The following is a 23,970-nucleotide window of genomic DNA, read 5'->3' as shown; positions in this document are numbered from 1 at the left end:
GTGAATCTCATGAAAATCAAGTTTATAACAAGTATCCTGACTCTGTGTATGGTGGCCCTGTTTCTGTGTGGAGCAGGGAGTGCTGAGAAAATCACTCTTGAGGATGTTCAAATCAGTACAATCGGACAAAAAACTGACATGCCGATCATCCTTGATTCGGCTGTAACTGGAGTATCCGGATACAAATTTACCACATCTCTTTCTCCGGATGGAATTGCACGAATATCGTCAGTATCGATGCCTGAATGGGCTTCGATAAAAGTCGTAGAGGGAACTCCGGGAGAGACAATTTTGGTTTCTGCGGTGGACCTGAACATGAAGGTGGAAGCAGGTGCTACCTCTGTACCGGTATGCACATTTACCCTTGAAGGTCTGTCAGAGGGATCAACAACCCTTTCTCTGGAAATTTCAGAGATTACTGACGACAATGGAAATCCGATACCGGTTGAGATAACGAATGCAACAATCAGTGTGGGAGGCCTGGATAATAGCATAGTTCCGGTTCAGACTCCACCGCCTGAATCTACAACACCTGTAACAACTCCTGTTCCAACGCCGGTTCCGACTCAACCGAAAGTAACAGAACAACCGAAAAATAATGATATTGCCGTCATCGTAACTCCGACCCCGGTTCCGACTGTTGTTGCAGATTTTTCTGCTCAATTAAAGGAAGGTTCAGCTCCGATGACGGTTTTTTTCACTGACAACTCATCAGGTTACCCGAGCAAATTTTTGTGGAACTTTGGAGACGGTTCAAGTGACAATACCTCGCCGCTCCAAAATCCACAGCACATTTACCGGATTCCAGGTGTTTATACGGTAACACTCAATGCCTCAAACAGTGCGTATTCAAATATTACAACCAAGTCTGATTTCATCACCGTAAAACCGATGGCTCTTCCAACCCGGGGAGCAAAAAATAATGTGACAATCTTTTCAGTTCCTGAAGGGGCTGAAGTATACCTGAATAATGCATATCAGGGTGTTACTCCGGTGCTTCTCACCAATCTTACGACTCGTGATTATCAACTCAGACTTCATAAAGAGGGATATTATGATGTAGTATCTCCGGTGACAGTTCTTGATAATGTGCTCCCTACGTTTATCTCCGGTTTTGAGATGATGCCTCATCTCGCAGAGATAGGTAAGTTGTCTGCCGATCCACCAAAGACCGGAGCTGCATACATTGTTTCCTATCCGGAACTTGTTGATGTTATCGTTGACAACACCACGGTTGGAAAGACAGACATTATGATAATGAATCTTGGGGTAGGCACTCATAACCTGACGTTAAAGAAAGAAGGGTATGAACCCTGGAATGATACCATTGAAGTGAAGAACGGCCTTGCAGTGATTCAGACTTATCATTTTGAGGAGCCGTATTTCCCCCTGAACAGGACGGTTGAATATGTTCAGTATCCCTGATCCGATTCAACCAATATTTTTCAATGAACTTTCCATGCCATCATACTCATTGGTAAGGACAGGTGAATGGATATGACAAAATTACATTATATCATCGCCGTATTCTGTCTGTTCCTCATTTCAGGACTTTCAGTTGAAGGAGCGGTGTTATCCGGAACAGATCTGGGTCTTGCTTCTTCAGGTTCAACAGGAACCCTTGATCTGATGCTTGATGAAGCAACGAACGGATTAGCTGGATATATGCTTGAAATCAGTTTTAATCCTGGGGGTATTGCACAGGTGACGAAGGTAAACTGGCCATCTGCCTTTGTGATGAATTCTAAGTCACCTGATCCTCCCACCTCAGAAATTACTCTTGTTGCAGTCGATCTGAATGATGCGGTTACAGCAGGGGCACTCAATACCATCCTTGCAAATCTGGAAATAACCGGACTTGCTGAAGGCTTTACAGAGATGGAGATCGCAATATCTGAATTAACTGATGATTCGGGAAGTCCGATTGACGCAACCGTCTCAGGCTCCACAATCACGGTGGGAACAGTAACACCGACGGTAACGCCTACGGCAACTCCAACGGTGACTCCGACAAGTGAGCCTACTTCAGAACCAACAACCGTCCCGACAACCATCGTTCCGACAGTAACTCCGACAGTAACTCCGACGGTTGAACCGACCGCAGAGCCGACTATCGAACCTACTCATACTCCCGATACAGAAACACTCAAGGCATCATTTACTGCGATGCCCATGACAGGAGTTCCCCCACTGGCGGTGAACTTTACTGATTATTCTACCGGTAGTCCGAAAAAGTGGAAATGGGACTTTGGTGACGGTACTCTTTCAACACTCCAGAACCCGACTCATGTGTATGGAGGAATCGGAAGGTATACGGTAACTCTTGAGGTAACAAAGGGGAACCTTTCATCCATCGAACAAAAACCTGAACTGATACGGGTAGTCGGGGATTATCCCGTCGGTCCATCAGGATTTGTAATGGTTACCTCGAAGCCCTCCGGTGCAGAGATTAACATGGGTGAACTGTATCTTGGAATGACACCGGCAACCCTTATCGTTCCGGCAGGATCACGCTCATTAACCTTTGAAAAAGAGGGATATCTGAATAAGACCGTATCGGTCACGATCCGTCCGGGAGAAATTAAGCTGATTCCAAAAGTAATGCTGAAAGAAGCATCATAAAATATCTTTTTTTCCAGCATAAACACACTGGCCAAATGAGATGCATCCGTCTCCAAGAGGCATATCCCGGTTTATAACAAGTTCGTATCCCCTTTCCTGAACTGTGCACTGGATTGTGTTTCGTATCATTTCATTGTAAGCTACACCGCCGGAGAGGGCAATTTTTGTAATCCCTGCATTTGTAGCAGCATTACATGCGATACCAGCGATTCCCCTTGCCAGGTTATACTGGATAGATGCAGCAATCTTCCGGGTGGCATTGGTATCTGATATATTCTTTGTATACAAATCACAGGCTGTTTTAAGGAGGCGGGAAGTATCGAGCACTTCGGCGTTGTTTATTCTAACAATGGGTATCTCCCAGACTTCTGGTGTGGTTCCATGAGCAAAGGATTCAAGTCTCATTGCAGGTTCTCCATCATAGGTCTTTTTTCTGCATATCCCTAAGAGTGCTGAAGCAGCGTCAAGAACCCTGCCGGTGCTGCTAGTTACCGCCGTATTAAACCTTCGTGAAACCTGTTTTTCTAAGATTGTGAGATCCTGTTCTGTCCATCCTCGGGAATGTAACAATGAAATGGTCTCTTCATCCGGAAGAATTCCATATAACATCCGTTCAGGCCAGATAGTTGCAAGGTCTCCTCCGGGCATTAGGACGGGTAGCAGATGTCCGACCCTTGAAAATTCAGGTGCAGCCCCATGGAAAACCTCTCCTCCCCATATCGTCCCATCTGATCCATATCCCACCCCGTCAATGGCGATTCCGATACACTCTTCCGGATACGTTGCAACAATATGGGCGACATGATGCTGCACCGGGACTAGTGTTGCCCCAATATCTTCTGCGAGTTCTTTTGCATACCTGGTCGAGAGAAATTGCGGATGTAGGTCATGAGCGATGATCTGAATATCCGGTTGCATCAGGTTTTTCAGGCACTTGATAGTTTCCTGCAGGTATGCGTAGGTTCCGGGGTTCCTGACATTTCCAACATGGGGAGATGTTATGCAAAACCCGTTTGTATACAGGGTTACGGTTGCATTCAGTTCCGGACCGGTACCAAGAATAGCCTTATCTCCAAGGAATATTTTTGTTCGTTTGGGTGCAAAACCCCTTGATAACCGGATGATATGGCCCTTTCTGACAACCGAATCATCACAACGGTTGACGATGTCACGATTATGAGTGAGGTAAAAGTCCACAGTTCCTGATAATTTCTCCACTGCTTCATCCAGTGTTGTAAGCATAGGGTATCCGGGAGCATTGGCACTGGTCATGATTAAGAACGGTGCTTTCAGGTGGGTAAAGAGAAGATGATGAAGACCGGTATACGGCACCATGCACCCGAGAGTATGGAGATTACTTATTGATTCAAGAGAAGCTGGATTTTTTTTATCCAATACAAGAATCGGTGAGATGTCACTCTGCAGAAGTGATTCTTCATCCGGAGATATCCGGGTTTGCTGCAAGATCCAGTCTTTGCGGGCCATTATGGCAAACGGTTGCTTTGTCCGTCCAAGTCTTCGTTTTAATTCTCCGGATACTTCACCGGTACAGGCGATATGAAATCCCCCGATTCCTCTGATAGCAACTATATGGCCATTGTCAAGTAGTTCAGCGGTGTGTCTTATCAGATTGTCTTTAGATATGTTCTGTCCTGTTTTTGAATGAAGAGAGAGAGCAGGACCGCATGAAGTACACGCTATGGTCTGGGCATGATGACGCCTGCAGGCAGGATCACTATACTCCTTTGAACATGCTTCACAGGGAGGAAATGTATCCATCGCAGTGCGTTCCCGGTCATACGGAAGTGATGTAATGATGGAATACCGGGGCCCGCAGTTTACGCAGGATGTAGCGAAGTATCCTTCATACCTGCCTCCGGAAGTTAGAATATCGCGGACACAATCCGCACATGTGGCAATGTCCGGGGGGATAAGGCCGGATCTTACCCCGTCATGACTTTTCAGGATGGAAAAATCAGGTGGCGGGGAGCCAGACAGAGAGAAGACTTCAACTGAATCAATAACGGATAAAGGAGTTCCTTTTTTTACATCTTCTAAAAAATCATCGAACTTCTCTCCCCATGCCTGTATTTGGACTTCTGATCCATTGTTCCACACTGATCCGGATATTCCGTACGCAATGGCCCTTGCATACACAAACGGGCGGAATCCTACGCCCTGAACGATACCCCTTATGAAAATATGGCCTTTATTTGGCATTTTTAGTACAACAAACCTTTAATTTTTTATCCAACGATATTATAATAGGGTTTTGAATTGACGGGTCATGTGAGGATTGTGAATGATCCGGTGGAGCTGGTTCCCCTTTTTGTGGTGTTTAATAACACCCAGTATAAGAAAATTCTCGAACTCCTGAATAAAAACTGGATGACGTGTTCAGAGCTCAGTGATGTGGTGGGAGCAGAATTTGTACGGGATGGACTGCTCCTTCTTCGCAAGGGCAATCTTATTGAGGAAAAGTGGAGAATGCCTGAACCAGGGAAGAAACCGGAGAAAGAATACCGGGCCAATTACAGTAAGGTCCGAGCGAACTTTCAGTGTAACTTTTCAGATCTCGGAGATCTGCTTGCGATAGCATTTACAAACGGGGATGATCTGAAAATGAAAGGTGATAGCGTAGAAGCAGAACTATTAAAAGGTAATTCCTCAATTATTGATATCGCTAGAAAGTTTGGAGTTTCTCCGGTTTTCATCAAAGGGATCGCAAAAAGAATTCCCCATCTTGATGTAAAAGGACAGGGACTGGTTGTTTTGGATGAATGAAGATGATCCTGGATATACAATCCTGAAAAATAAACGGGACGTAACCCGTTTTCAGATACTCGTCGATATTGCTGCTCATCAGCCTGCTATCCGTCAGCAGGAAGTAGCAGCTGGTCTTGGTGTAACTCCCCAGGCGATATCGGAGTATGTCAGAGAACTGACCGAAGAAGGTATGCTCAAAGCCCCTGGACGGGGAAGGTATGAGGTTACCAGGGAGGGCATAGAGTGGATTCTGCATCACGCTGAAGTGCTTGAAACATTCGCAAAACACATCCGGAATGATATCATTAAACAGGTATCGGTCTGGACTGCTATTGCAGCTGATGATTTTAAGAAAGGAGAATCTGCCGGAGTGTATATGAAAAATGGTCTGTTATATGCTTCGAAGAAACGTCAGTCAGCGAATGGTATTGCAGTATCTGACACTCCGAAGGGTGAAGATGTCGGGATTTCAAATCTTGACGGAATCATTACACATCGTGAATCAACGGTTCTGGTCTGCAAGGTTCCGCGGGTTGAGAGGGGCGGATCACGAAAAGTCAGGTATGATCTCTTAAAAGAAGTAATCAGCAGGGTTACGGTGGTTGCCTGTGTGGGCCTTGAAGCATGGGTATCTTTGAAAAAAATTGACCGGGTTCCGGATTTATACTTTGGTTCACGTGAGGGGGCAGTAGAAGCAGCACTTCATGGTATTCCCTGTGCCATTGTCATAGTTGATGAATTTTTCACGGATTTTCTCAAACAATTAGAACAGGCAGACCTTGGTTATGAAATCCATGACCTGGTGTCTGCATGAAGGCAATAATTCAGCCGACAAAAAAATATTATCGGGTATTATACCTTGATACCCATCATATCCGGATTACCGGAATGCTTGAACTGATTGATACCCCTAAAGGTATCAGACCGGTAAAATACAGGATTCGTCACACAAAAAGTGGTGGATACCGGAATACTCCCAGTAAGGATCTCGTTACACATCTTCGTCGTGCCAGGGTTCATCTGACTTCAAGAGACAAGCCCTTTGAATCTTTTCTTCAGGATCTTCAGATTCAATTTTCTTATGTTTCTCTGTGCAGGTTCTGCCTCATGGATGACAGGGTAACCGAACTAGATAAAAAGAATGCGGTTACTTTCGGAGAGCATGAAGAAATTTGCATGGACTGTGCTAGAAAAGAGCTTCGCAGGGAACTTATCCATATGGGACGACTTGGGAGGTCAGCTCTTACGCACCTTGATGAACTCCTGGAAAAGTACCGGAGTGTCGACCGGGTTTTGGCAACCATTGAGCCAGACAGGCTATCAATGGGTCACACCATGTATGACCGACTGGAAGCTCATCCGGTTTTAAAGACATTGAAAATTGAAGAACTCCCTTTTCCTCATTCATTTGTTTCAGCCTGTGGTGTGGAATTCCTGATGCCGGTTCAGCAGCTGGCAGTAGAGGCCGGGTTATTATATGGCAAAGACCTTCTTGTGGTATCCGCCACAGCCAGTGGAAAAACCTTCATTGGTGAGATGGCAGGTCTTAAAAACTATCTTGAGAAAAGAGGAAGAGTTCTTTTCCTGGTCCCGCTTGTCGCTCTTGCATACCAGAAATATGAACGTTTCTCCCAAAAATACGGACATCTCACTGATGTCTCTATTATTACCGGTTCAAGTCGGATAATGGTAAAAGAAAACCGAAGACCTGCCAATAGAAATGCTGATGCAGGGATTCTGGTAGCTACCTATGAAGGGATAGATCATCTCATGCGTCTTGGAGAGTCTCTTTCTGGTATTGGGACTGTTATCATTGATGAGGTCCAGATGCTCGAGGATCGTGACCGTGGTCATCGTGTTGACGGACTCATTTCAAGAATGAAATTTGCCTCTCCAAAAGCTCAATATCTTTACCTGAGTGCAACTATCGGTCATCCTAAACTTCTTGCTGCAAAACTTGGCTGCCAGCTGGTCCGGTATGATGACAGGCCGGTTTCTCTTGAGCGATACCTCATCTTTACGGAGAGAGAACAAAAAATCCCCACTGAACGTGCTTTTGTCGCAGAAGAATACAATCGTGTGTCTGAAAAAGGGTATCATGGGCAGACGATAATTTTCACCAACTCAAGAGCCCGATGTCATATTATTGCAGAGAAAATCGGTGAGGGAGTTGCCCCATACCATGCCGGTCTTACCCATTCCGAGAGAAGGCTGGTCGAAGAAAAATTTGAGAAGGGACAACTTCGAGCAGTAGTCACTACCGCAGCTCTTGCTGCAGGAGTTGATTTTCCGGCATCTCAGGTAATTTTTGATTCACTTGCAATGGGCATTGAGTGGCTCACGGTTCAGGAGTTTCAGCAGATGTCTGGAAGGGCCGGAAGACCCGATTATCATGATCTAGGGAAGGTTGTCATTCTTGCCGAGCCTGGTGGCAGTTATATCAGAGGTTCCCACCTGACAGAAGAAGAAGTGGCAATGGGTCTTCTGAAAGGTGAGATGGGTGAAGTAGCTCCTCAGTATACTCTTGAACAAAGTTCTGAACTCTATGTTGCAAACGCAGTTATCTGTAAAGGGATACGGGAATCCATGGAGAAGATTGAGGGAACCCTTGTGGGTGAAACCGAACCGGTTGAAGAGGTTCTCCTTCGGAAAAACCTGATTTCTTTGGAAAAAGGGAATATTCGTCTCAGCCCTCTTGCACGGGTGATGGCTGAGCATTTCATCGGGGTAGAAAGGTTATCACGTATCATGGGGCTTGTCCATGAGATGAAAGATCCCCTGGATATTCTTTCAGATCTTGAATGCGCATCAGATGAAGAAGTGGCAGAAGAAAAAAATAAAAAAACTTCCTCTGGTAGTGATGATGCAGGCAGGAAAAAGAAACGAAGAGGAAGAAGAATAAAAAACCGTTAGTATATTAGATTCAACCTGCTTTTTTAATTTTTTTGTATTTTATGTAATATTTTCAAGATCTTGGCAGTTCTTTCAGCACAAATTTTATAAATGGTAGAAGACAACTTCTTACTACCCAAGTGGATCAGACCCACTGGGGAAGGCTGAATGTATCATTGTTAGTGATGATTGGTGAACGAAACTCTAATCCGACAATGATACCCTATCAGCAATACTGGTGATCAACAGGTGAAAAAAATATGACGCTCGATAGTGGTGCAACTGCGTGGATACTTGCCTCTACCTGCCTGGTCATGCTCATGACTCCAGGGGTCGGGTTATTCTACGGAGGATTAGTCAGGAGGAAAAATGTCATTTCAATGGTGGCATTGGCATTCCTCTCTTACGCTCTGGTAAGTGTACAGTGGGTCTTATGTGGATATTCTCTCGCATTCGGCCCGGATATTGGAGGTTTCATCGGAGGGCTGGATTATCTCGGTCTATCCGGAATTGGAATGGAGGCAACAAGTCTTCCCATACCGGATATCCTGTTTGCAGCCTTCCAGCTGGTGTTTGCCGGCCTTACTCTTGCAATCCTGACTTCAGGTGTGGCTGAAAGGATTCGGCTTTCAGCATTTGTCCTGTTTGGATTGTTGTGGACAACCCTTGTCTATGACCCCCTTGCGCATTGGGCCTGGGGAGGAGGATGGGCAGCATCGCTCGGTGCTCTGGACTTTGCCGGAGGAACGGTGGTTCACATCAGTTCAGGGTTTGGTGCCCTTGCCATAGCACTAGTGATAGGAAAACGGATGGGCTTTGGAGAAAATTCAATGGAGCCTCACAACATCCCGCTGACCTTGCTCGGTGCCGGACTTCTCTGGTTCGGCTGGTTTGGGTTCAATGCGGGATCTGCCATTGCAGCTGATGGTCTTGCTTCAAACGCACTCATGGTTACGAATACCGCTGCCGCCGCCGGAGCTCTTGCATGGTTGGTTGCAAGCAGTATTCGCGGAAAATCCAGTGCTGTGGGCATGGTATCCGGAGCGATTGCTGGTCTGGTAGGAATTACCCCTGCTGCCGGATTTGTCGATGTCCCCTCCTCACTGGTCATTGGTGCTGTTGCAGGTCTTCTCTGTTACAGTGCATTATTGTGGAGGCTTAAGAAAGGATTTGATGAGAGTCTTGACGCCTGGGCTATCCATGGAGTTGGTGGTCTCTGGGGTGCAATTGCAACTGGTATCTTTGCCAGTATTGGTCACACCGGACTATTACAGGGCAACTTCTATCAGTTCGGGATCAATACGATTGATGCCCTCATTGCAGCAGGATATGCGTTCATCGTGACTTATGTCCTGGCTCTGGTCATTGACAGAACAATCGGACTTCGTGTAACGGAAGATGAAGAATATGTCGGGCTTGACATCTCACAGCATGGAGAACGGGCTCACGCATAAAAAAGAGGTGCAGTATGAAACTCATAAAAGCTATCATAAAACCAGAAAGACTCGATGCGGTAAAATCCTCCCTTGAAGAAGCTGGGTTTTTTGGTATGACAATTACCGAGGTCCAGGGCCGTGGGGAACAGAAAGGTATCAGCCTGCAGTACCGTGGGGGTACCATTGAAGTCGATCTCATCCCGAAAATTGAGATGGAGATTGTGGTAAAAGCTGAAAAAGTATCAACGGTAATTGAAGTGATAAAGAAAGGAGCATATACCGGAAAAATCGGGGATGGAAGAATATTTGTCATTCCAATTGAGGAATCAATAAAAATCAGGACCGGGGAAGTGCTGAAAGAATAAAAAATTCATTCAGAAAAACATATCCACCGATCATAAATCGGATCAGAATCAGATTCAAATATCTCAACTTTTTTTCCGGCCTCTGATGCCCAGTCTTTAACCTGGATGATTTCAGGTTCGGTTCCTGTAGTGAATAAAATCTTTTCAGAAGCATTGCAGGCCGCGATAATAATGTCCTTCCAGATATGAGCATTAAATGAATGAACTTCTCCTATCATAAATCCGCAGGATACTGGTACTGGTTCTGTTAGAAAATCATTGATAAGCCTGCCGTCAATCCACATCGTTCGTTCAGGCTTTAATCTTCCTTCATTCATCCCCCTCACAAGGAGAGATTCATCATTGTCATAGGCGAGAGGGATCATTCCATGATCTCTCATAACCATGGATCCAACTCCGGTTCCACAGCAACAATCCAGACAGAGAGATCCGGTTTCAAAACCCATGGTCTTTTTCAGAAGTTCATCAATACTACTTGCCCGGTTGGGATTGAGATCATCAGGTCCGGGAAGAACCGTCTTTTGGAGATTTTTACTATAGTATTCCCTTACGGTGTCAGTTACTATGGATCTGTTCTCCTGGTACATCTCCAGTTCTGCCTCTTCGAAATATTCGATCAGGGGCAGGGATGGATTTCGAAACAATGTACAACAACCTATCCATCCAATATTTGAATTATATCCTGCAAAAATAACCGGGTTTTCTTCTTCATCAACCAGAATCTTACCTTTTTCTATTGGCTCTTGTAAGATGATGGTATCCATATCCTGGTAAAGAAGATCGGAAAAGAGGGGTTCTGACAGTGTTATCTCTTGTATTTCCAGAAGGTCTGCGATGGTCATGGTGTAGGACACAATCTGTCAGAATTCGTTAAAAAAGATCCGTTTTATTATGGGATTACATGGAATAAAAAAAGAAATTCTGAATGGAATAATGCAAATATTTCAGAGGAATTCTTTGTCATTCATGTATGGTCTGAGAACTTTTGGTATCTCGACCCTTCCATCTTCCTGCTGGTAATTTTCAAGGATGGCACGCATAGCACGTGATGTGGCAATTGCAGTTGAGTTCAGGGTGTGAACATATTGCTTGGTTTCGAAATCATGCTTGTCCCTGACTTTAATATTTAGTCTGACCGCCTGGTACGCCGTACAGTTTGAACATGAAACAACTTCCCGGTAAGCATTTTCTCGCGGCATCCATGCTTCAATGTCGTATTTTTTGGCTGCGACGGTTCCAATATCACCAGTACAGATATTCACAATTCTGTATGGAAGATTTAGTTCCCGGAATACCTGCTCGGCGTTATCCCGTAATTCCTCATGAATTGTCCAGGATTCATCCGGATGACAATAGACGAATTGTTCGACTTTATGAAACTGGTGAACGCGGAACAGTCCTTTTGTGTCAAGACCGTGTGATCCTATTTCCCTCCTGAAACAGGGTGAAAGTCCTGCGAACCTGATAGGGAGATCTTTTTCTTCGAATATCTCATCCTGGTACATTGCTGCGATCGGGTGCTCACTGGTTGCAATCAGGTACGCATCATCATCTTCAATTTTATACATGACCTTTTCAAAATCATCAAGATCTGTCACCTCCTCGTATGATTTCCGGTTTATCATGTAAGGTGGAATTACCGGTAAATATCCCTTTTTCATTAAAAGATCCAGGGTAAAGCGCTGGAGTGCCAGATCAAGAAGGACAAGACTCCCTTTTAGAAAATAAAATCCGGCACCTGAAGTTTTTGTAGCCCGTTCAAAATCGGCCCAGTTATTGTCTGATGCAAGCTGACCATGATTGATGAGTTCAAAATCAAAAGAACGAGGGGTTCCATATTTGTATATTTCAACATTCTCCGTATCGTCAGCACCAACAGGAACACTCTCGTGAAGAATATTCGGAAGACGCATGAGATAATAATGGATTTTATCTGAAACCTCTTCCAGGTAAGTTTCGTTCTCTTTTATTCGTTTTGGAAGGTTTGCAGCCTCGGTAATAAGTTCTCCCGCATCCTCGCCGGCCTTTTTTGCCCGGTTGATATCATATGATATGGAGTTTCTTCTTCTCCGGAGTTCATTCGTCTGCCCGATGAGTTCACGGTGCCTGATGTCCAGTTCCAGCAGGTCATCAACCCATGCTATCTTCTCGTCAGCATTTCTTTTCCTGAGATCGGCCTTAACTATTTCAGGTTGTTCCCGGACAAATCGTATATCGAGCATTCATTACACCTGGATCCCCGTGTCAGAATATCTCTGTCGGGATTCTCATAACGTTTGGTCTTCCCTCTACATCACCATGATCCATAATCAGGTGTGTAACTTATATCAAAATCTGAATGTAACCAGGAAGGTTTACAAAAAAAAAGATTAAGCAGAGCTTTTGGGAAGTTCTACTTTGGTTTTAATGACTTCAACACGGCGCACCGGGTGAAGTTCTTTCACTTTTTTAAAGAGTTCTTTAGCAAGATCCCCATTGATGATGTTGTTGACAAAAACACCGAGTTCATTTTCGGTTCCGAATGTCAGTACATCCTGTGTCAGGATTCTGCGTATTTCGTGCTGCTGGCTCTGATCTGCCCGGATAAGAGTGAAACAGGTAACGGTTGCCCGAACCTTACACCCATCCTTACTTACAAAGTTGACCACACAGTCAATCCGTGAAGTCCGGCGTTTTACGAGTGATCTGATAAAATCACGCGCAATTTCATGACCAATGAATGAAGTGTATGCTGAATCGCCAGCAACATTGGTTACGGCGAATTTCATCTTGACATTCTGCTTGGTATAATCATTTACCAGTTCGGAGAGAGGTGCATTGATCACCCGTCCGATAAGTTTTTCCGGGACGTCTGAAACAGTGTCACCAAGGTACACTTTCCCGACATTCTCAGGGCTGTATATCTTGTACCAGGATTTTGCTTTCCATCCGTCGACTCTTCTACCTGTTGGTTTTTTCGCTGCCATTATTCACACCTTTTTTACATGAATTTATGCTGATTGAGTTTTCTTACAGAGTTCTTCTGCAACGGTGATATTAGTAATATAATCGTCCATTGAAGCAATTACCGACCGTATTCTGGTACTTGTAATATGTGTAATAACATAGCCATTTTCAGCACGGGTATCCATTTCGGAGAGGTTGTCTGTTGCCACAGATTCTGCAATGCAAAAGGCCATGTTATGCCTAGTACGAATTATTCCTTCGATTTTCATGTATTGCATACCTCCGCAATCCCTGAAACAAATGCATCCAGCCGGTCACAGGATATTGTAGCTCCAGCCCGGTACTGATGACCCCCTCCGGATCCACCACATTCCCCGGCCAGTTCATGCACCACATCACCAAGAAATGCCCCGGTCTTTTGTCTTGTTCTGATTGAACACGAACAGGTTCCGTCATCATTTCTGAATGCTACAATAACCGGAAGGTAACCAGGAATATTTCTATGGATAACATCGGCCAAATCACTTGACAATGATTTTTTACTGCAAAAAACCGGAGTGACCTCATGGGTTTGCGGTAAGGTGAAGTACTGGTTCATCTCCCTGATAAGTTCAAGGCGGTGGTTTCTGGCAGTTTCATAGGCTAGATCTATCTTTTGTGGTGAACGCAGACAAAGGGATGCTGCAACACTTCCCTCACCTGCTTTTCCACATGCATCGACAATGAATGCCAGATCATGAGCATTTTCAACGACTTCCCGTTCAAGATGCCAGACATCACCCCACAGATTATGCAAAACTTCGGGACGGCAAATTTCTGAAGCATGGATTACCAGAAGTGAACAGAGGGTATCCATTGATAGTTCTTCACCATCTGAAGCCATTGATATCAGGTTGTCAGATTCTTCTTCTGATCCTGAGATCCCTTTAAAAAAGGGTTCAGTTGAAAGCATAACCTGTTCTTTGTATGTTCTGCCAGGTAGTATCATTCCTCGCTTTTTGGTAGTTATACCGTTTGCAAGTGCTTCAAAATAGATATCCTGGTTTTTTCCGGTTACTTTTTGTCCATCTCCAATAATTCCGAGAAGGACGAGACCTGCAAGGTCGCGGTTATCTCCAAGAGCATTTGCAACAAGGTATGCTGCGCCAGCTGCCGAGAGTTCAAGGTCACCGTCTATACCATCAAGTCTTGGATTCACATGATATGGTCCTTCAAAAAAGGGTACATGATGGTCAATGACCATGGTATCTTCAGGAAGTCCGGATAGTCCTGCCCCGAGATCGCAGAGAAGCAGCGGTTTTAATGCTGGGACATTCTCTTCGGTTAATCGGTTGGTTATCCGGAGCCGGAATGGGATGCGTGCCCTGTATAGTGCTGTTGCCATGATTGTTCCTGCTGCGATACCATCTGCATCATGATGACAGAGCACCTCAACGTATTCCTGTCTTAAGAGCTCGGATGCAAGATCTTTTGCAGCAGTATCAATGGACATATCTACCGTAATTATCTGGACAGAAGAATTTCTGCGGTTTCTGGTTTGTATACCCAGCCTGCGGGGAGTTTTTTGCTCTTCACGTAATATTTTACCAGTCTGCGCACCTTTGACTCAGTCAGCATTAACTGGCGTTTGTTGTGAATATCTCTCTTATTTTCAGAGAGATGTTTACGCATACCGAGTGCTGTTTCGATAAGGTTCCGCAGGTCTTCAGGAATTTCAGTTGCAAGACTGTTTTCCCTCAGGATCTGGTTGATTTTTTTGCCCGTTGCGAGCTTTACACTGGGAACTCCAAATTTGTCCCGCATGATAAGACCTATTTCAGCGGTGGAGAGTCCTTGTTTGCGCAGGTCGATTATCTGCTTTGTGATGGTTTCTTTATCCCTGTTAGACCATTCCGGTGCTTCTGTCCGGTAGGGTCTGACTGAGCGTGAGATACCTCTTCTGCGGGCATGCATTCGTGCCATTTCTATATCCTCCTGTAAAACAGTGCAAAATCCAGAGAGAGAAAAGAGTCAGATATGATAACCTGCCAACTCTCTGCAATCCCAAAGCCCGGATTAGGGGCAGTGACATAACTATCACGTCGGATTTGCATCTGCCAGCACTATAAAAAGTGCGGTAATATGTTACAATTCGCAGATAATAAGCATGCCGTCAGTTCCCCCATTGATTGATAAGATTAATGAGAGTCCGAAAGCCGTCCAGTTCAAGTTCCAGAACTTCATCCCTGGTCATTCCCATGGATGTTTCACCATCGGCTGTAAGCATGTCAGGTCCCCGGATTATGGTTCTTACATTTCCATCGCTGGACAATATTTCTTCGGCTTCCCTGATATGGACAAAAGATCTTCCTGGGATGATTAGAGTTTCAGGCAGGTCAGAGATGGGCAACCTCTTTAAATCATCAATGATTATCAGGTCGGCTATCTCTTTTTCTACCTGTATAACCTGGTTTTCTCCACCTCTTTGATCCAGGATTTTTTTGATGAAAGGGGCTGCGATACTTCCAGTGATAACGCCCGCTCTTTTAGTTATTGTGGGAAGTTTTCCCAGGATTTCTGCCTCATTTGCCAGTATAAAGGGAGACTGAAGGTCCGGATCACAAAGCGGTGTCCCTGAAACCCGCATGGTTGTTATGTCTCTGACTTTCCTGACTATTTCAGCAAATTCTTCAACGGAATGGATCGTCTGTCCCGGGATAACCGGTGCATTATTAAGAATGAGTCCCTGATTACTTGTATTTGCAAATCTCATAAGAATGAGTCCCTTCACCCCTACAGATTCAAGCCACATGACTGTTTCTGTCAGTTTCTCTCCGTCATTGATCCCGGGTAGGATAACAAGTGCGCTGTAGACATCTATCTTACTGGCCAGGCGTGCAAGGATCTCTAAGGAGGCTTCAGGTGTCGGGTCATGCATATACTTCCTTCTTAAAGAAGGATCACTGGAAAACACGGTGAATGAGATCTCCGTCATCCCTTTCTCTACCATAAATTCGGCGATATCCGGGTTATCGAATCCTTTACCACTGGTATATCCGATGTGGAGCGGGGCTTCGAGCGATGAGAGGAGTTCTACGAGTTCCATAAATTCCGGGTAGCAACTGGGATCTCCTCCTCCTGAAATAGTGATCCTGGTTAAATCCCCGGATAGTCTCTGAAGATCTGAAAGAACATTTTCAGCAACCTCGCGGAGCGGGAGAAATCCGGAGTACTTTTCCTGAACACTTCTTGAGCAGTAATCGCAGCCCTTTGTGAACTGCAGGCAGTATTTGCATCCAAATGGAGGGAGTTCCTGGGCGTGTTTAAAATAACAGTATGAGCAAAATCCCCGGCAATCAATCCCTGGTCTGCCTCCGATATCCACTGTGAGCTGTACCATTCCTGATTGGTCTGTACCAGAAGTGGAAAAAGAAACCGATCAAACACTATCTTTATGTGTTGATAGGTTCTACATGTTTCCGCGCCTCAGTGGCTTAGCTGGCAGAGCGGTTGACTTGTAATCAACAGGTCCCGAGTTCAAATCTCGGCTGAGGCTTAAGGACACCGTGTCCAAAGCCCTAAATTTTTTTCGAGAAATACTGCGGCACACGTACAAAACCCGCATACATTTTCAGGATAATCTGTTCCATTCATAAGGGAGTTTAATTCATGAATGGCAGCGTTATGACTTTTAACATGAAGTTATTTTGGAAAAACAGCGGTCAGGAAAAAAATATAGTTCCCATTCAGATTTTTGTGCGGCGCTGTATACAAAAGAAAAGCGGTATTAGTCTTAAGTTTTTTTACGATGTATTATATACTTTCTCCTCATATCATTATATGCCTCAATCTGTGTTATATTCTCAAAAAGAGGTTCAATTTTATTACATTTCCCCTTTCTCCAGAGGTCCGGGTTTTCAAACTCCGGTAATTCGGATCGCAAGAATATAAAGGATATCAGACAACTAAGTAATGATACTTCGGAGTTACTCTCGGAGTATTCCATACCGGAAGTCATCAGGATTAACATGCTGATGTCAGAAGTATGGGTCGTTTTCATTCGGAGGACATGTAATGAACGCACGATTTGCAGTTGTCATGATGGTGCTCGTTGCACTTGCAGTCATGGCATTCCCCGCTACTGCAGCAATCAACAAGATTCCCGCCGGAGGAGAAGTCTTCCTTGGTGAGAAGAGTCTTGATGTCTCTGCAGCAACCGGTGGCGTAAGCCAGATTGCATGGTGGCAGCCAGGTACCAACACTGAGACTGAGCAGCCTGCAGATATTCAGCAGGTAACCAACGCACAGTCCTTTTATGTCTCCCCAGATATCTTCGTCGGAAAAACCGGCAACTGGTATCAGTGGAATGGCAGCGTAAAAGGTCAGCTTGCATTTAACATCAAGGAACCTTCCCTTAACCTTAAGGTCTGGGATGGATCTGTTGATGAAGACGTAACTGGCAAGGCAATTCCAGTAGGAAACTACGGTAACTTTGTCGTTGAGACCAACATGCAGAGCATTATCACCCGTCCGGGTTACCAGCCTGCAGATGCACCTTTCAAGATCAAAGTAAAGAGTGCAGATGGTGGTGTTTACACCAACCTCGTTGGAAACAATGGTAAAGAAATTGCACTGACCCAGCTTGCAGTCAACCAGCAGCTTTGGTACTGGGTATCTCCAGATAACAAGCACACTGAGCCTGCAACTAATGACGGATGGAACACTGCAGCCGAGGACAAGTATGGAAACCGCATGTACAAGGCAGGTACCTACACCGTCTGGGCTGAGTGTAATGCCAACAGCATGAAGGATCAGTACACCGCACCTGATGGTTCTGACTACACCGGTAAGACTATCTCTGCAGTAAAGAGTGTTCAGATCGCCACCGACCAGGTGAAGATCGAAGCCAACAAGGACAATGTAGTCCGTGGCAACCCCTTCTCTGTCACCATCACTGGTGTCCCAAATGCTGAGTACTATGTCTGGGTAAAGGGAACCGGCTCAATGACCGGACAGCCCGATGACCAGCCACCGATGATCCTCGACACCCAGGCTGATGTCAAGCAGGACGCAGCCGCAGGTCCGTACGAAATCGGTAAGTACCAGTATGAAGGCGGAGCAGGGAAGAGCATCAAGCAGGATGTCCCCGATGATCCCGACTATCACGGAACCAAGTTCTACGCACTTGTAAAACTCAATTCCAGTGGTACCAGAACCGTTGAGTGGAAGAGTTCCAAAGACACCAAGGACAAGAAGTACACAATCCGTGTCGAACGCAAGTCCGGCAGCCAGTACAAGTCTGATGAGGTCGATGTCAAGGTAGAGAAGGGCGATGTAACCATCGTCGCATCTGGTGACCAGAGCTACTACCTTGGTGAGGAAGTCAAGCTCTCCGGTACTAACTCCGAGACTGATCTTACCTATCTCTTCATAACCGGTCCAAACCTCCCAACCAACGGAGGAATGCTGAAATCTCCACGTAAGGAAGTCAACAACGACCAGGCAGCATCCTTTGATCAGGCTGATGTCCAGGACGATGACAACTACGAATTCAAGTGGCAGACCGCCAACCTTGAGATGGATGCAGGAACCTACACTGTATACGCAGTCAGCGCCCCGCGCGACAAGGATCACCTCAGTGACGCTCAGTATGACACTGTCTCACTCGTGATCAAGAAACCATACATCCAGGCAACCGCATCTGCAAGTGTTGTTGCAAAGGGTGACAAGCTGTACGTCCGTGGAACCGCAGAAGGCGACCCGTCCAAGGGTATCGCATTGTGGATCCTTGGAAAGAACAAAGTCCTTTACGCAACTGAGTCCGTGAACGATGACATGTCATTCGAACACGAAATCAAGAGCGCTGAGACTGCATCACTCTATGCAGGACAGTACTTTGTAGTTGTTCAGCACCCGATGTACAACAACGAGTTTGATGTCTATCCAGACAACCCGCTCGAGCCACAGAAGGTCCTTGGTGCATACCCAACCCGTGACTCTGAACTCTTCAGAATTGGTGGAGCAGGTGCACTTCAGGGAACTGATGCAGCAGAAGCACTTGTCAAGGCAATCGACTCTGCAATGGTAGACGATATCTACACCAAGATGCAGTTCCTCGTTGAGGAGCCAAAGGTCACCATCAACCCGATCGGTGAGCAGTCTGTTGGTTCCAAGTTCGAGATTGCCGGTACCACCAACCTCATGTACGATGACAACGATCTGCTTGTCGAGGTAACTTCCTCTTCATTCAAGCCGACCGACAAGTCACAGAGTGGTGAGTTCAACGGTGCAACCGGAACTATCAAGGTCCAGCAGGGCACTGATGGTCTGAACAAGTGGAGCTTTACCGTCGATGCAAGCACCTTCAAGCCGGATGAGTACATCGTCCGTGTCGCAGGTGTTACCACCGATGTCGTTGAGACCGCTCTCTTCAATGTTGTTGAAGCAGGCGCAGCACCAGTCGCAGTTGCAACCCCGGTTGTAACTGAAGTACCTGTTGCAGAAGAACCTGTTGCAGAAGAACCTGTTGCAGAAGCAGCTGAAAACGCAACTGCAGCAGAAGAACCTGTAAACGCAACTGCATAAAATAATCAGATTTAATATCTGATTTCCCTGGTTTTTCACCAGGGTTCTTTTTTTTGGAAATATTTCTCTTCAGCCGCTGCTTTATTCTTCTACCTGGATATCGGTTTTTCATACAAAGACCAAAATGGGATTCAGGCTAACATATGAGATATCATGAGCAGCCTGTTTGCTGAACGTATGGGAAAAACTCCACGGTCTTTCATTCGTGAGACGTTAAAAGTAACTGAATGCCCGGATATTATTTCATTTGCCGGAGGGCTTCCAAATCCGACAGTATTTCCAGTCAGGGAACTTGCAGAGGTTGCAAAAGATGTTATCTCTGATGAGGGTGCTGCAGCTCTTCAGTATGCAACCACTGAAGGATACCTCCCTCTTCGTGAATGGGTAGCAGACCGTTATGCACACCGGTATGGTTTGTCTGTATCCCCGGATGAAATCCTTATAACTCATGGTTCACAGCAATGCCTGGATTTATGTGGAAAAGTATTCATTGATAAAGGAACACCTGTCGCAATTGAAGAACCAGGATATCTTGGAGCTATACAGGCTTTTTCTTTATATGAAGCAGATTTTGTTCCGATAAAACTGGAGTATGATGGTCCTGTTATCGATGATGTCAGAGATTCTATGGAGAAGAAATGCCGGTTCTTTTATGGAGTTCCAAACTCACAAAATCCCTCCGGAGTCACCTGGTCTGAAACAAAAAGAAGAGAAGTTGCAGGTATTATCGGGAGCAGTGACTCGATGTTTATCGAGGATGATGCATATGGTGAGATCAGGTTTGCCGGAGATATTCCAACACCGGTAAAGAAATATATCCCTGACCAGGTTGTCATGAATGGGTCTTTTTCAAAGATTATTACCCCGGGGATGAGAATGGGTTGGGTTTGTGCTCCGAAAGAAGTTATGACCCAGCTGGTTACTGCCAAACAGGCTACTGATCTTCATTCGAGTATTCTTGCCCAGAGAATCATTTCCCGGTATTTATCTGAATATCCTATTGATTCCTATATCCGGAAGATAACTGAAACTTACCAGAAACAATGTGAATGCATGCTGAATGCTATAAAAAAAGAATTTCCTGATTCTGTTTCTTATACAATCCCTGATGGAGGGATGTTTATATGGGTAACACTGCCGGATGGTTGTTCTTCACTTGAAGTATTTAATAAGGCATTGGAGAAAAAAATTGCAGTTCTCCCAGGTATACCCTTCTACACTCATGGAGGTGGAGAAAATACCATGAGGCTGAACTTTTCAAATTCTTCATTCGATCAGATTGAAGAAGGGATACGGCGTTTGTCCGAAGTTCTGAAGACTTTTACTTCAACATAACTTTTTCATGGAGAGTAAATAACTTTCAGTCATACAATCAGTCTCCGCTCAAAAAGTCGGATCGCAAGATATGAAAAGACGGTGATTCCAATGGCTATCCATGTCATATTGAGTGCCCACATGGTATCGGTTGTTCCGGTCAGGAGAGCCCGGGTAAGGCTGACTACATGGGTTAAAGGCAGGAAGGCCAGAGCAAGATATTGAACAACCTGGGGAAGAAGGTGCAAGGGAAAAAATGTTCCGGAAAAGAGAAACATTGGTGCAATAAAGAGTGTTGCCGGGTAAGAAATGGTGTCGATAGAGGGAGATAGAGCTGAGAAGCATGCGGCAATACTTGCAAATAAAATACCGGCAATGAATGAAAGTGGAATGGCAATAAGGAGTCCCCCAGGCGATGCAAGACCAAACAGGAAGAGGATGATACTTATAGAGAGTGCAGAAATCAATCCCCTCGTAGCTCCCCACACAATTTCGCCAAGAATTACTTCTTTGAGTGTTACGGGTGTTGCCAGAATTGCATCAAATGTTTTCTGGTAATACATCCTGACGTAGGTTCCGTAAGCACATTCAAAAAATGATGCGTTCATTACCGAAGCAGCAAGAATTGCCGGAGCTATGAATCTGACATACGGGAGTCCATCAATATCTGTGATATAAGTGCCTATACCAAATCCAATGGCTCCAAGGTACAGGAGTGGTTCTATAAACGGGGGAATGAGATTGACACGGATATTTTTCCGAAACACGAGAGCATTTCTCAGCCATACCCGGAACACTCCGTTGAGACAGGCTCGAAGATGCATATGTGTCTTCATTTTAGTCCCGGATCCTCCTCCCGGTTAATAGTAAGAAGACATCTTCGAGTGAACCTGGCCGGATGATGACCCGGATAGACTGAAAGGTATCCCGTAGGGCATCTGCAATTTTTCCCGGATCTGTGGTTCTTACCTGAATCATTTCTCCACCTTTTTCATATGGGATGCCTGCTTTTTCAAGAAATAATGCTACTTCAGGTGTGTTTTCAGTCTCTACAATATCCATGCCGATATAATGGCTGACAAGGAAATCCGGAGAACCCTCAACCAGAATGGATCCCACATCCATGATGACAAGCCGGTCACAGAGGCGGGCCGCTTCATCAAGATAATGGGTGGTGAGAACTATTGTGTGCCCGTCTGCCCGTAATTTTATCAATTTCTCCCAGATATGATGCCTGGCCTGGGGATCAAGGCCGATGGTCGGTTCATCAAGGATAAGGAGTTCTGGTCGGTTAATAAGAGCACGTGCCAGAAGAAGTCTTCTTTTCATCCCCCCGGATAATTTTTCAATAATGGTATCTCTCTTGGTCTCCAGTTCGAAAAATTCTAAAAGTTCCTGCGCCCGGAAATCAGCATCCTGGGATGATATATCAAAGAAGCGTGCATACATCGAAAGATTGTCAAAAACACTCAGGTCGGGATCCAGGTTTGTCTCCTGGGGTACAACACCAATTCGCTTGCGAATTTCCCTGCCACTGGTATCAGGGTCCATACCAAAAACCCGGAGCGTTCCATCTGTCCGGGGCGAGACACACTGAACCATTTTCATGGTTGTTGTTTTACCTGCACCATTCGGACCAAGAAACCCGAATAGTTCTCCTTTTGGGACTGAAAAATGAATAGAATTCACTGCAGTCAGGTCCCGGTATCGTTTTATCAGGCCGCTGGCTTCAATGACTGGTAAGTTCATTTATCTTTCTCCTGGAAGTTGATCAGGTAAAATTCATGAGCATCCATCCGATTAGAAAACCTAGTATCGCACCACCATTTAATGGAGGAAGTCCTGCCTGTGGTTTTCCAGACTGAACTGAGCGGAGCAGAATATAAAGTCCTGCAAGTGAGCCAATAAGAGCTCCTATTGATGGAATACTGAAAATACCAAGTCCTCCTCCGGGCATAAAAACTGCCGCCGAGGTCACCAGGATTGATGGCATGATGAGGTCTCCAAGACCCATAAGATATGCAGCCCGGTCATGTTTTGGTGAATCTGTCTCTAATTTCTCATCCGGAGATATCGTTCCGCCAATCCCGTCTCTGATGAAGGAGTATCCCTGTTTTTTTGGAACAACCACCATGATAGGCATCCGTCCCTCAATAACTCCATCAGCAAGGGTGAGCATGTGTTTTGTTTTATAGACTGATATTGCATCATAGAGTGCGAGGAGAATTAACAGGAGGATAACCGGGACCGGCTCTAATGATATCCCAAACATGGAAGCGACCCCTGCAGCCAGGAGAACCCCGAGAATATCCACAACGTACCACTCCGGGTATTTCCACAGGAGCAGGGTTGCACAGGCAGCTGCGATGATACCAAAAACCAGAGCTATATCCAAATTGGTGATAAGCCCGGCAAGTCCGGAAAAAACATAGATATATGCAATAAAGAGTGATATCCGGATTATCCAGTCAAGAAACCGTTTGAATTTATATCGGATAAGGACGAGAAGAAATCCTGTAAAGACAAGGAGCATGGCGATAAACCAGATCGGATTTGATAAAGATTCAGGATCCTCAAAAACAACGTACCCTGAAGCGGTCATGGGTACTGCAAGAAGAACTGATCCAATCCCGACAGCAAGGAGCATCACCGGCATTGCTAATAGGGCAAGTAACTCCCGGAATTGTTCCTTTGATCTCATATTAAACAGTACTTAAATCATGGGAGAACCACCTATCTGAATATATGGATGATCGGATCCTTCTGGCCGGTATTGTTCCTCTCCTGATGGTTACCTCTGGGTGTATACTAATAGGAACTGCATATTCATTCCCAATTGAAGCGATAATCGGACTTCTCCTGATGACGCTTCCCATCATCTTTCTTATCTGGTATATTTTCATCAGGCTGGAAAACCTGATCCTGGGAGTAAAAGTTCAAGGAAGAGGGATACATCGTGCAATTGATGACCAGGCTGTTTCTCTGAAACAGAAATATGAAGAAACATCCAGATTGGTTCTTGATACGCAAAATGACCTGACAAGAAGGATCTACCGGTAGGCTTA

Annotated in this window: 21 protein-coding genes and 1 tRNA gene; 11 read left to right on the top strand and 11 right to left on the bottom strand. The window is 45.3% G+C overall.

The window, feature by feature from the left end; translation table 11 throughout:
* Window positions 1-9: 9 nt before the first annotated feature.
* Together DLD82_RS06320 and DLD82_RS19440 are read left to right on the top strand one after the other, a co-directional pair.
* Window positions 10-1,425, top strand: a complete 1,416-nt coding sequence (locus DLD82_RS06320) for a PEGA domain-containing protein (protein ID WP_109940270.1) — start codon at window positions 10-12, stop codon at window positions 1,423-1,425.
* 72 nt (window positions 1,426-1,497) lie between these two features.
* Window positions 1,498-2,622, top strand: coding sequence for a PKD domain-containing protein (locus tag DLD82_RS19440; RefSeq protein ID WP_146199710.1), 1,125 nt, complete (start codon window positions 1,498-1,500; stop codon window positions 2,620-2,622).
* Here the strand turns inward: DLD82_RS19440 and hypF are convergent.
* The gene (gene hypF / locus DLD82_RS06310) at window positions 2,617-4,842 is read right to left on the bottom strand and encodes a carbamoyltransferase HypF (protein ID WP_109940268.1); all 2,226 of its coding nucleotides are present in this window, start codon (window positions 4,840-4,842) and stop codon (window positions 2,617-2,619) included. The two genes, DLD82_RS19440 and hypF, sit on opposite strands and share 6 nt — an antisense overlap.
* Before the next feature lie 78 nt (window positions 4,843-4,920).
* Here hypF and DLD82_RS06305 point away from each other — a divergent pair, with 78 nt between their 5' ends.
* The 5 genes from DLD82_RS06305 to DLD82_RS06285 all read left to right on the top strand — a co-directional run bounded on the left by DLD82_RS06305 (window position 4,921) and on the right by DLD82_RS06285 (window position 10,081).
* Window positions 4,921-5,406 carry an ArsR family transcriptional regulator gene (locus tag DLD82_RS06305; RefSeq protein ID WP_109940267.1) on the top strand — a complete coding sequence of 162 codons (486 nt, stop codon included), beginning with the start codon at window positions 4,921-4,923 and terminating at the stop codon, window positions 5,404-5,406.
* Window positions 5,399-6,202 carry a DUF7839 domain-containing protein gene (locus DLD82_RS06300; RefSeq protein ID WP_109940266.1) on the top strand — a complete coding sequence of 268 codons (804 nt, stop codon included), beginning with the start codon at window positions 5,399-5,401 and terminating at the stop codon, window positions 6,200-6,202. Before DLD82_RS06305 ends, DLD82_RS06300 begins: the two co-directional genes overlap by 8 nt.
* A complete protein-coding gene (locus DLD82_RS06295; protein WP_109940265.1) occupies window positions 6,199-8,301 on the top strand; it encodes a DEAD/DEAH box helicase in 2,103 nt (700 codons plus the stop codon). Before DLD82_RS06300 ends, DLD82_RS06295 begins: the two co-directional genes overlap by 4 nt.
* 239 nt (window positions 8,302-8,540) lie before the next feature.
* The gene (locus DLD82_RS06290; protein ID WP_109940264.1) at window positions 8,541-9,734 is read left to right on the top strand and encodes an ammonium transporter; all 1,194 of its coding nucleotides are present in this window, start codon (window positions 8,541-8,543) and stop codon (window positions 9,732-9,734) included.
* Between the two features lie 14 nt (window positions 9,735-9,748).
* Window positions 9,749-10,081, top strand: a complete 333-nt coding sequence (locus DLD82_RS06285; RefSeq protein WP_109940263.1) for a P-II family nitrogen regulator — start codon at window positions 9,749-9,751, stop codon at window positions 10,079-10,081.
* 5 nt (window positions 10,082-10,086) lie between these two features.
* Here the strand turns inward: DLD82_RS06285 and DLD82_RS06280 are convergent, their stop codons facing one another.
* The 7 genes from DLD82_RS06280 to mmp10 all read right to left on the bottom strand — a co-directional run bounded on the left by DLD82_RS06280 (window position 10,087) and on the right by mmp10 (window position 16,406).
* Complete coding sequence (locus DLD82_RS06280; protein WP_181391286.1) at window positions 10,087-10,935, bottom strand: hypothetical protein; 849 nt, start codon at window positions 10,933-10,935, stop codon at window positions 10,087-10,089.
* A gap of 90 nt (window positions 10,936-11,025) precedes the next feature.
* Entirely contained in the window at window positions 11,026-12,303 is a 1,278-nt protein-coding gene (gene serS, locus DLD82_RS06275) for a serine--tRNA ligase (RefSeq protein WP_109940261.1), read from the bottom strand.
* Between the two features lie 147 nt (window positions 12,304-12,450).
* Complete coding sequence (locus DLD82_RS06270) at window positions 12,451-13,047, bottom strand: 30S ribosomal protein S3ae (protein WP_109940260.1); 597 nt, start codon at window positions 13,045-13,047, stop codon at window positions 12,451-12,453.
* A 24-nt stretch (window positions 13,048-13,071) separates the two neighbouring features.
* Window positions 13,072-13,296 carry a KEOPS complex subunit Pcc1 gene (locus DLD82_RS06265; protein ID WP_109940259.1) on the bottom strand — a complete coding sequence of 75 codons (225 nt, stop codon included), beginning with the start codon at window positions 13,294-13,296 and terminating at the stop codon, window positions 13,072-13,074.
* The gene (locus DLD82_RS06260) at window positions 13,293-14,519 is read right to left on the bottom strand and encodes a DHHA1 domain-containing protein (protein ID WP_109940258.1); all 1,227 of its coding nucleotides are present in this window, start codon (window positions 14,517-14,519) and stop codon (window positions 13,293-13,295) included. The genes DLD82_RS06265 and DLD82_RS06260 overlap by 4 nt, the downstream gene beginning before the upstream one ends.
* A gap of 11 nt (window positions 14,520-14,530) precedes the next feature.
* Window positions 14,531-14,989, bottom strand: a complete 459-nt coding sequence (locus DLD82_RS06255) for a 30S ribosomal protein S15 (protein ID WP_109940257.1) — start codon at window positions 14,987-14,989, stop codon at window positions 14,531-14,533.
* Window positions 14,990-15,179: 190 nt separating this feature from the next.
* The gene (mmp10, locus tag DLD82_RS06250; RefSeq protein ID WP_109940256.1) at window positions 15,180-16,406 is read right to left on the bottom strand and encodes a methyl coenzyme M reductase-arginine methyltransferase Mmp10; all 1,227 of its coding nucleotides are present in this window, start codon (window positions 16,404-16,406) and stop codon (window positions 15,180-15,182) included.
* Between the two features lie 83 nt (window positions 16,407-16,489).
* Between mmp10 and DLD82_RS06245 the strand changes: the two genes are divergently transcribed.
* From DLD82_RS06245 to DLD82_RS06230, 3 genes are all read left to right on the top strand, one after another.
* A tRNA-Thr gene (locus tag DLD82_RS06245) sits at window positions 16,490-16,562 on the top strand.
* Between the two features lie 518 nt (window positions 16,563-17,080).
* Entirely contained in the window at window positions 17,081-19,591 is a 2,511-nt protein-coding gene (locus DLD82_RS06235; RefSeq protein WP_109940254.1) for an MEMAR_RS02690 family S-layer glycoprotein, read from the top strand.
* Between the two features lie 153 nt (window positions 19,592-19,744).
* Window positions 19,745-20,926, top strand: coding sequence for an aminotransferase-like domain-containing protein (locus DLD82_RS06230; RefSeq protein WP_109940253.1), 1,182 nt, complete (start codon window positions 19,745-19,747; stop codon window positions 20,924-20,926).
* Window positions 20,927-20,955: 29 nt separating this feature from the next.
* Here the strand turns inward: DLD82_RS06230 and DLD82_RS06225 are convergent, their stop codons facing one another.
* From DLD82_RS06225 to DLD82_RS06215, 3 genes are read right to left on the bottom strand one after another with little or no spacing between them, the layout of a single operon-like run.
* Complete coding sequence (locus tag DLD82_RS06225) at window positions 20,956-21,741, bottom strand: ABC transporter permease (RefSeq protein WP_109940252.1); 786 nt, start codon at window positions 21,739-21,741, stop codon at window positions 20,956-20,958.
* A gap of 1 nt (window position 21,742) precedes the next feature.
* Window positions 21,743-22,654 carry an ABC transporter ATP-binding protein gene (locus DLD82_RS06220; protein WP_109940251.1) on the bottom strand — a complete coding sequence of 304 codons (912 nt, stop codon included), beginning with the start codon at window positions 22,652-22,654 and terminating at the stop codon, window positions 21,743-21,745.
* 22 nt (window positions 22,655-22,676) lie between these two features.
* On the bottom strand, window positions 22,677-23,606 hold the full coding sequence (locus DLD82_RS06215) for a presenilin family intramembrane aspartyl protease PSH (protein WP_109940250.1): 930 nt from the start codon (window positions 23,604-23,606) through the stop codon (window positions 22,677-22,679).
* Window positions 23,607-23,650: 44 nt separating this feature from the next.
* On the opposite strand from DLD82_RS06215, the gene DLD82_RS06210 reads away from it, so the two are divergent.
* A complete protein-coding gene (locus DLD82_RS06210; RefSeq protein ID WP_109940249.1) occupies window positions 23,651-23,965 on the top strand; it encodes a hypothetical protein in 315 nt (104 codons plus the stop codon).
* Window positions 23,966-23,970 lie beyond the last annotated feature (5 nt).

Source organism: Methanospirillum stamsii (genome assembly GCF_003173335.1).
GTDB classification, from domain to species: Archaea; Halobacteriota; Methanomicrobia; order Methanomicrobiales; family Methanospirillaceae; genus Methanospirillum; species Methanospirillum stamsii.
Note: the sequence above shows the minus strand (reverse complement) of the source record. Positions and strands in the feature narration are given on the sequence as shown.

Bases quoted from the DNA above. Each gene is read 5' to 3' on its own strand.
- DLD82_RS06255 (WP_109940257.1), bottom strand. From the start codon at position 14,989: ATGGCACGAATGCATGCCCGCAGAAGAGGTATCTCACGCTCAGTCAGA.
- hypF (WP_109940268.1), bottom strand. From the start codon at position 4,842: ATGCCAAATAAAGGCCATATTTTCATAAGGGGTATCGTTCAGGGCGTA.
- DLD82_RS06260 (WP_109940258.1), bottom strand. From the start codon at position 14,519: ATGTCCATTGATACTGCTGCAAAAGATCTTGCATCCGAGCTCTTAAGA.
- DLD82_RS06285 (WP_109940263.1), top strand. From the start codon at position 9,749: ATGAAACTCATAAAAGCTATCATAAAACCAGAAAGACTCGATGCGGTA.
- DLD82_RS06225 (WP_109940252.1), bottom strand. From the start codon at position 21,741: ATGAAGACACATATGCATCTTCGAGCCTGTCTCAACGGAGTGTTCCGG.
- DLD82_RS06270 (WP_109940260.1), bottom strand. From the start codon at position 13,047: ATGGCAGCGAAAAAACCAACAGGTAGAAGAGTCGACGGATGGAAAGCA.
- DLD82_RS06300 (WP_109940266.1), top strand. From the start codon at position 5,399: ATGAATGAAGATGATCCTGGATATACAATCCTGAAAAATAAACGGGAC.
- DLD82_RS06215 (WP_109940250.1), bottom strand. From the start codon at position 23,606: ATGAGATCAAAGGAACAATTCCGGGAGTTACTTGCCCTATTAGCAATG.
- DLD82_RS06230 (WP_109940253.1), top strand. From the start codon at position 19,745: ATGAGCAGCCTGTTTGCTGAACGTATGGGAAAAACTCCACGGTCTTTC.
- serS (WP_109940261.1), bottom strand. From the start codon at position 12,303: ATGCTCGATATACGATTTGTCCGGGAACAACCTGAAATAGTTAAGGCC.
- DLD82_RS06290 (WP_109940264.1), top strand. From the start codon at position 8,541: ATGACGCTCGATAGTGGTGCAACTGCGTGGATACTTGCCTCTACCTGC.
- DLD82_RS06220 (WP_109940251.1), bottom strand. From the start codon at position 22,654: ATGAACTTACCAGTCATTGAAGCCAGCGGCCTGATAAAACGATACCGG.
- DLD82_RS06210 (WP_109940249.1), top strand. From the start codon at position 23,651: ATGGATGATCGGATCCTTCTGGCCGGTATTGTTCCTCTCCTGATGGTT.
- DLD82_RS06320 (WP_109940270.1), top strand. From the start codon at position 10: ATGAAAATCAAGTTTATAACAAGTATCCTGACTCTGTGTATGGTGGCC.
- mmp10 (WP_109940256.1), bottom strand. From the start codon at position 16,406: ATGGTACAGCTCACAGTGGATATCGGAGGCAGACCAGGGATTGATTGC.
- DLD82_RS06295 (WP_109940265.1), top strand. From the start codon at position 6,199: ATGAAGGCAATAATTCAGCCGACAAAAAAATATTATCGGGTATTATAC.
- DLD82_RS06235 (WP_109940254.1), top strand. From the start codon at position 17,081: ATGAACGCACGATTTGCAGTTGTCATGATGGTGCTCGTTGCACTTGCA.
- DLD82_RS06265 (WP_109940259.1), bottom strand. From the start codon at position 13,296: ATGAAAATCGAAGGAATAATTCGTACTAGGCATAACATGGCCTTTTGC.
- DLD82_RS19440 (WP_146199710.1), top strand. From the start codon at position 1,498: ATGACAAAATTACATTATATCATCGCCGTATTCTGTCTGTTCCTCATT.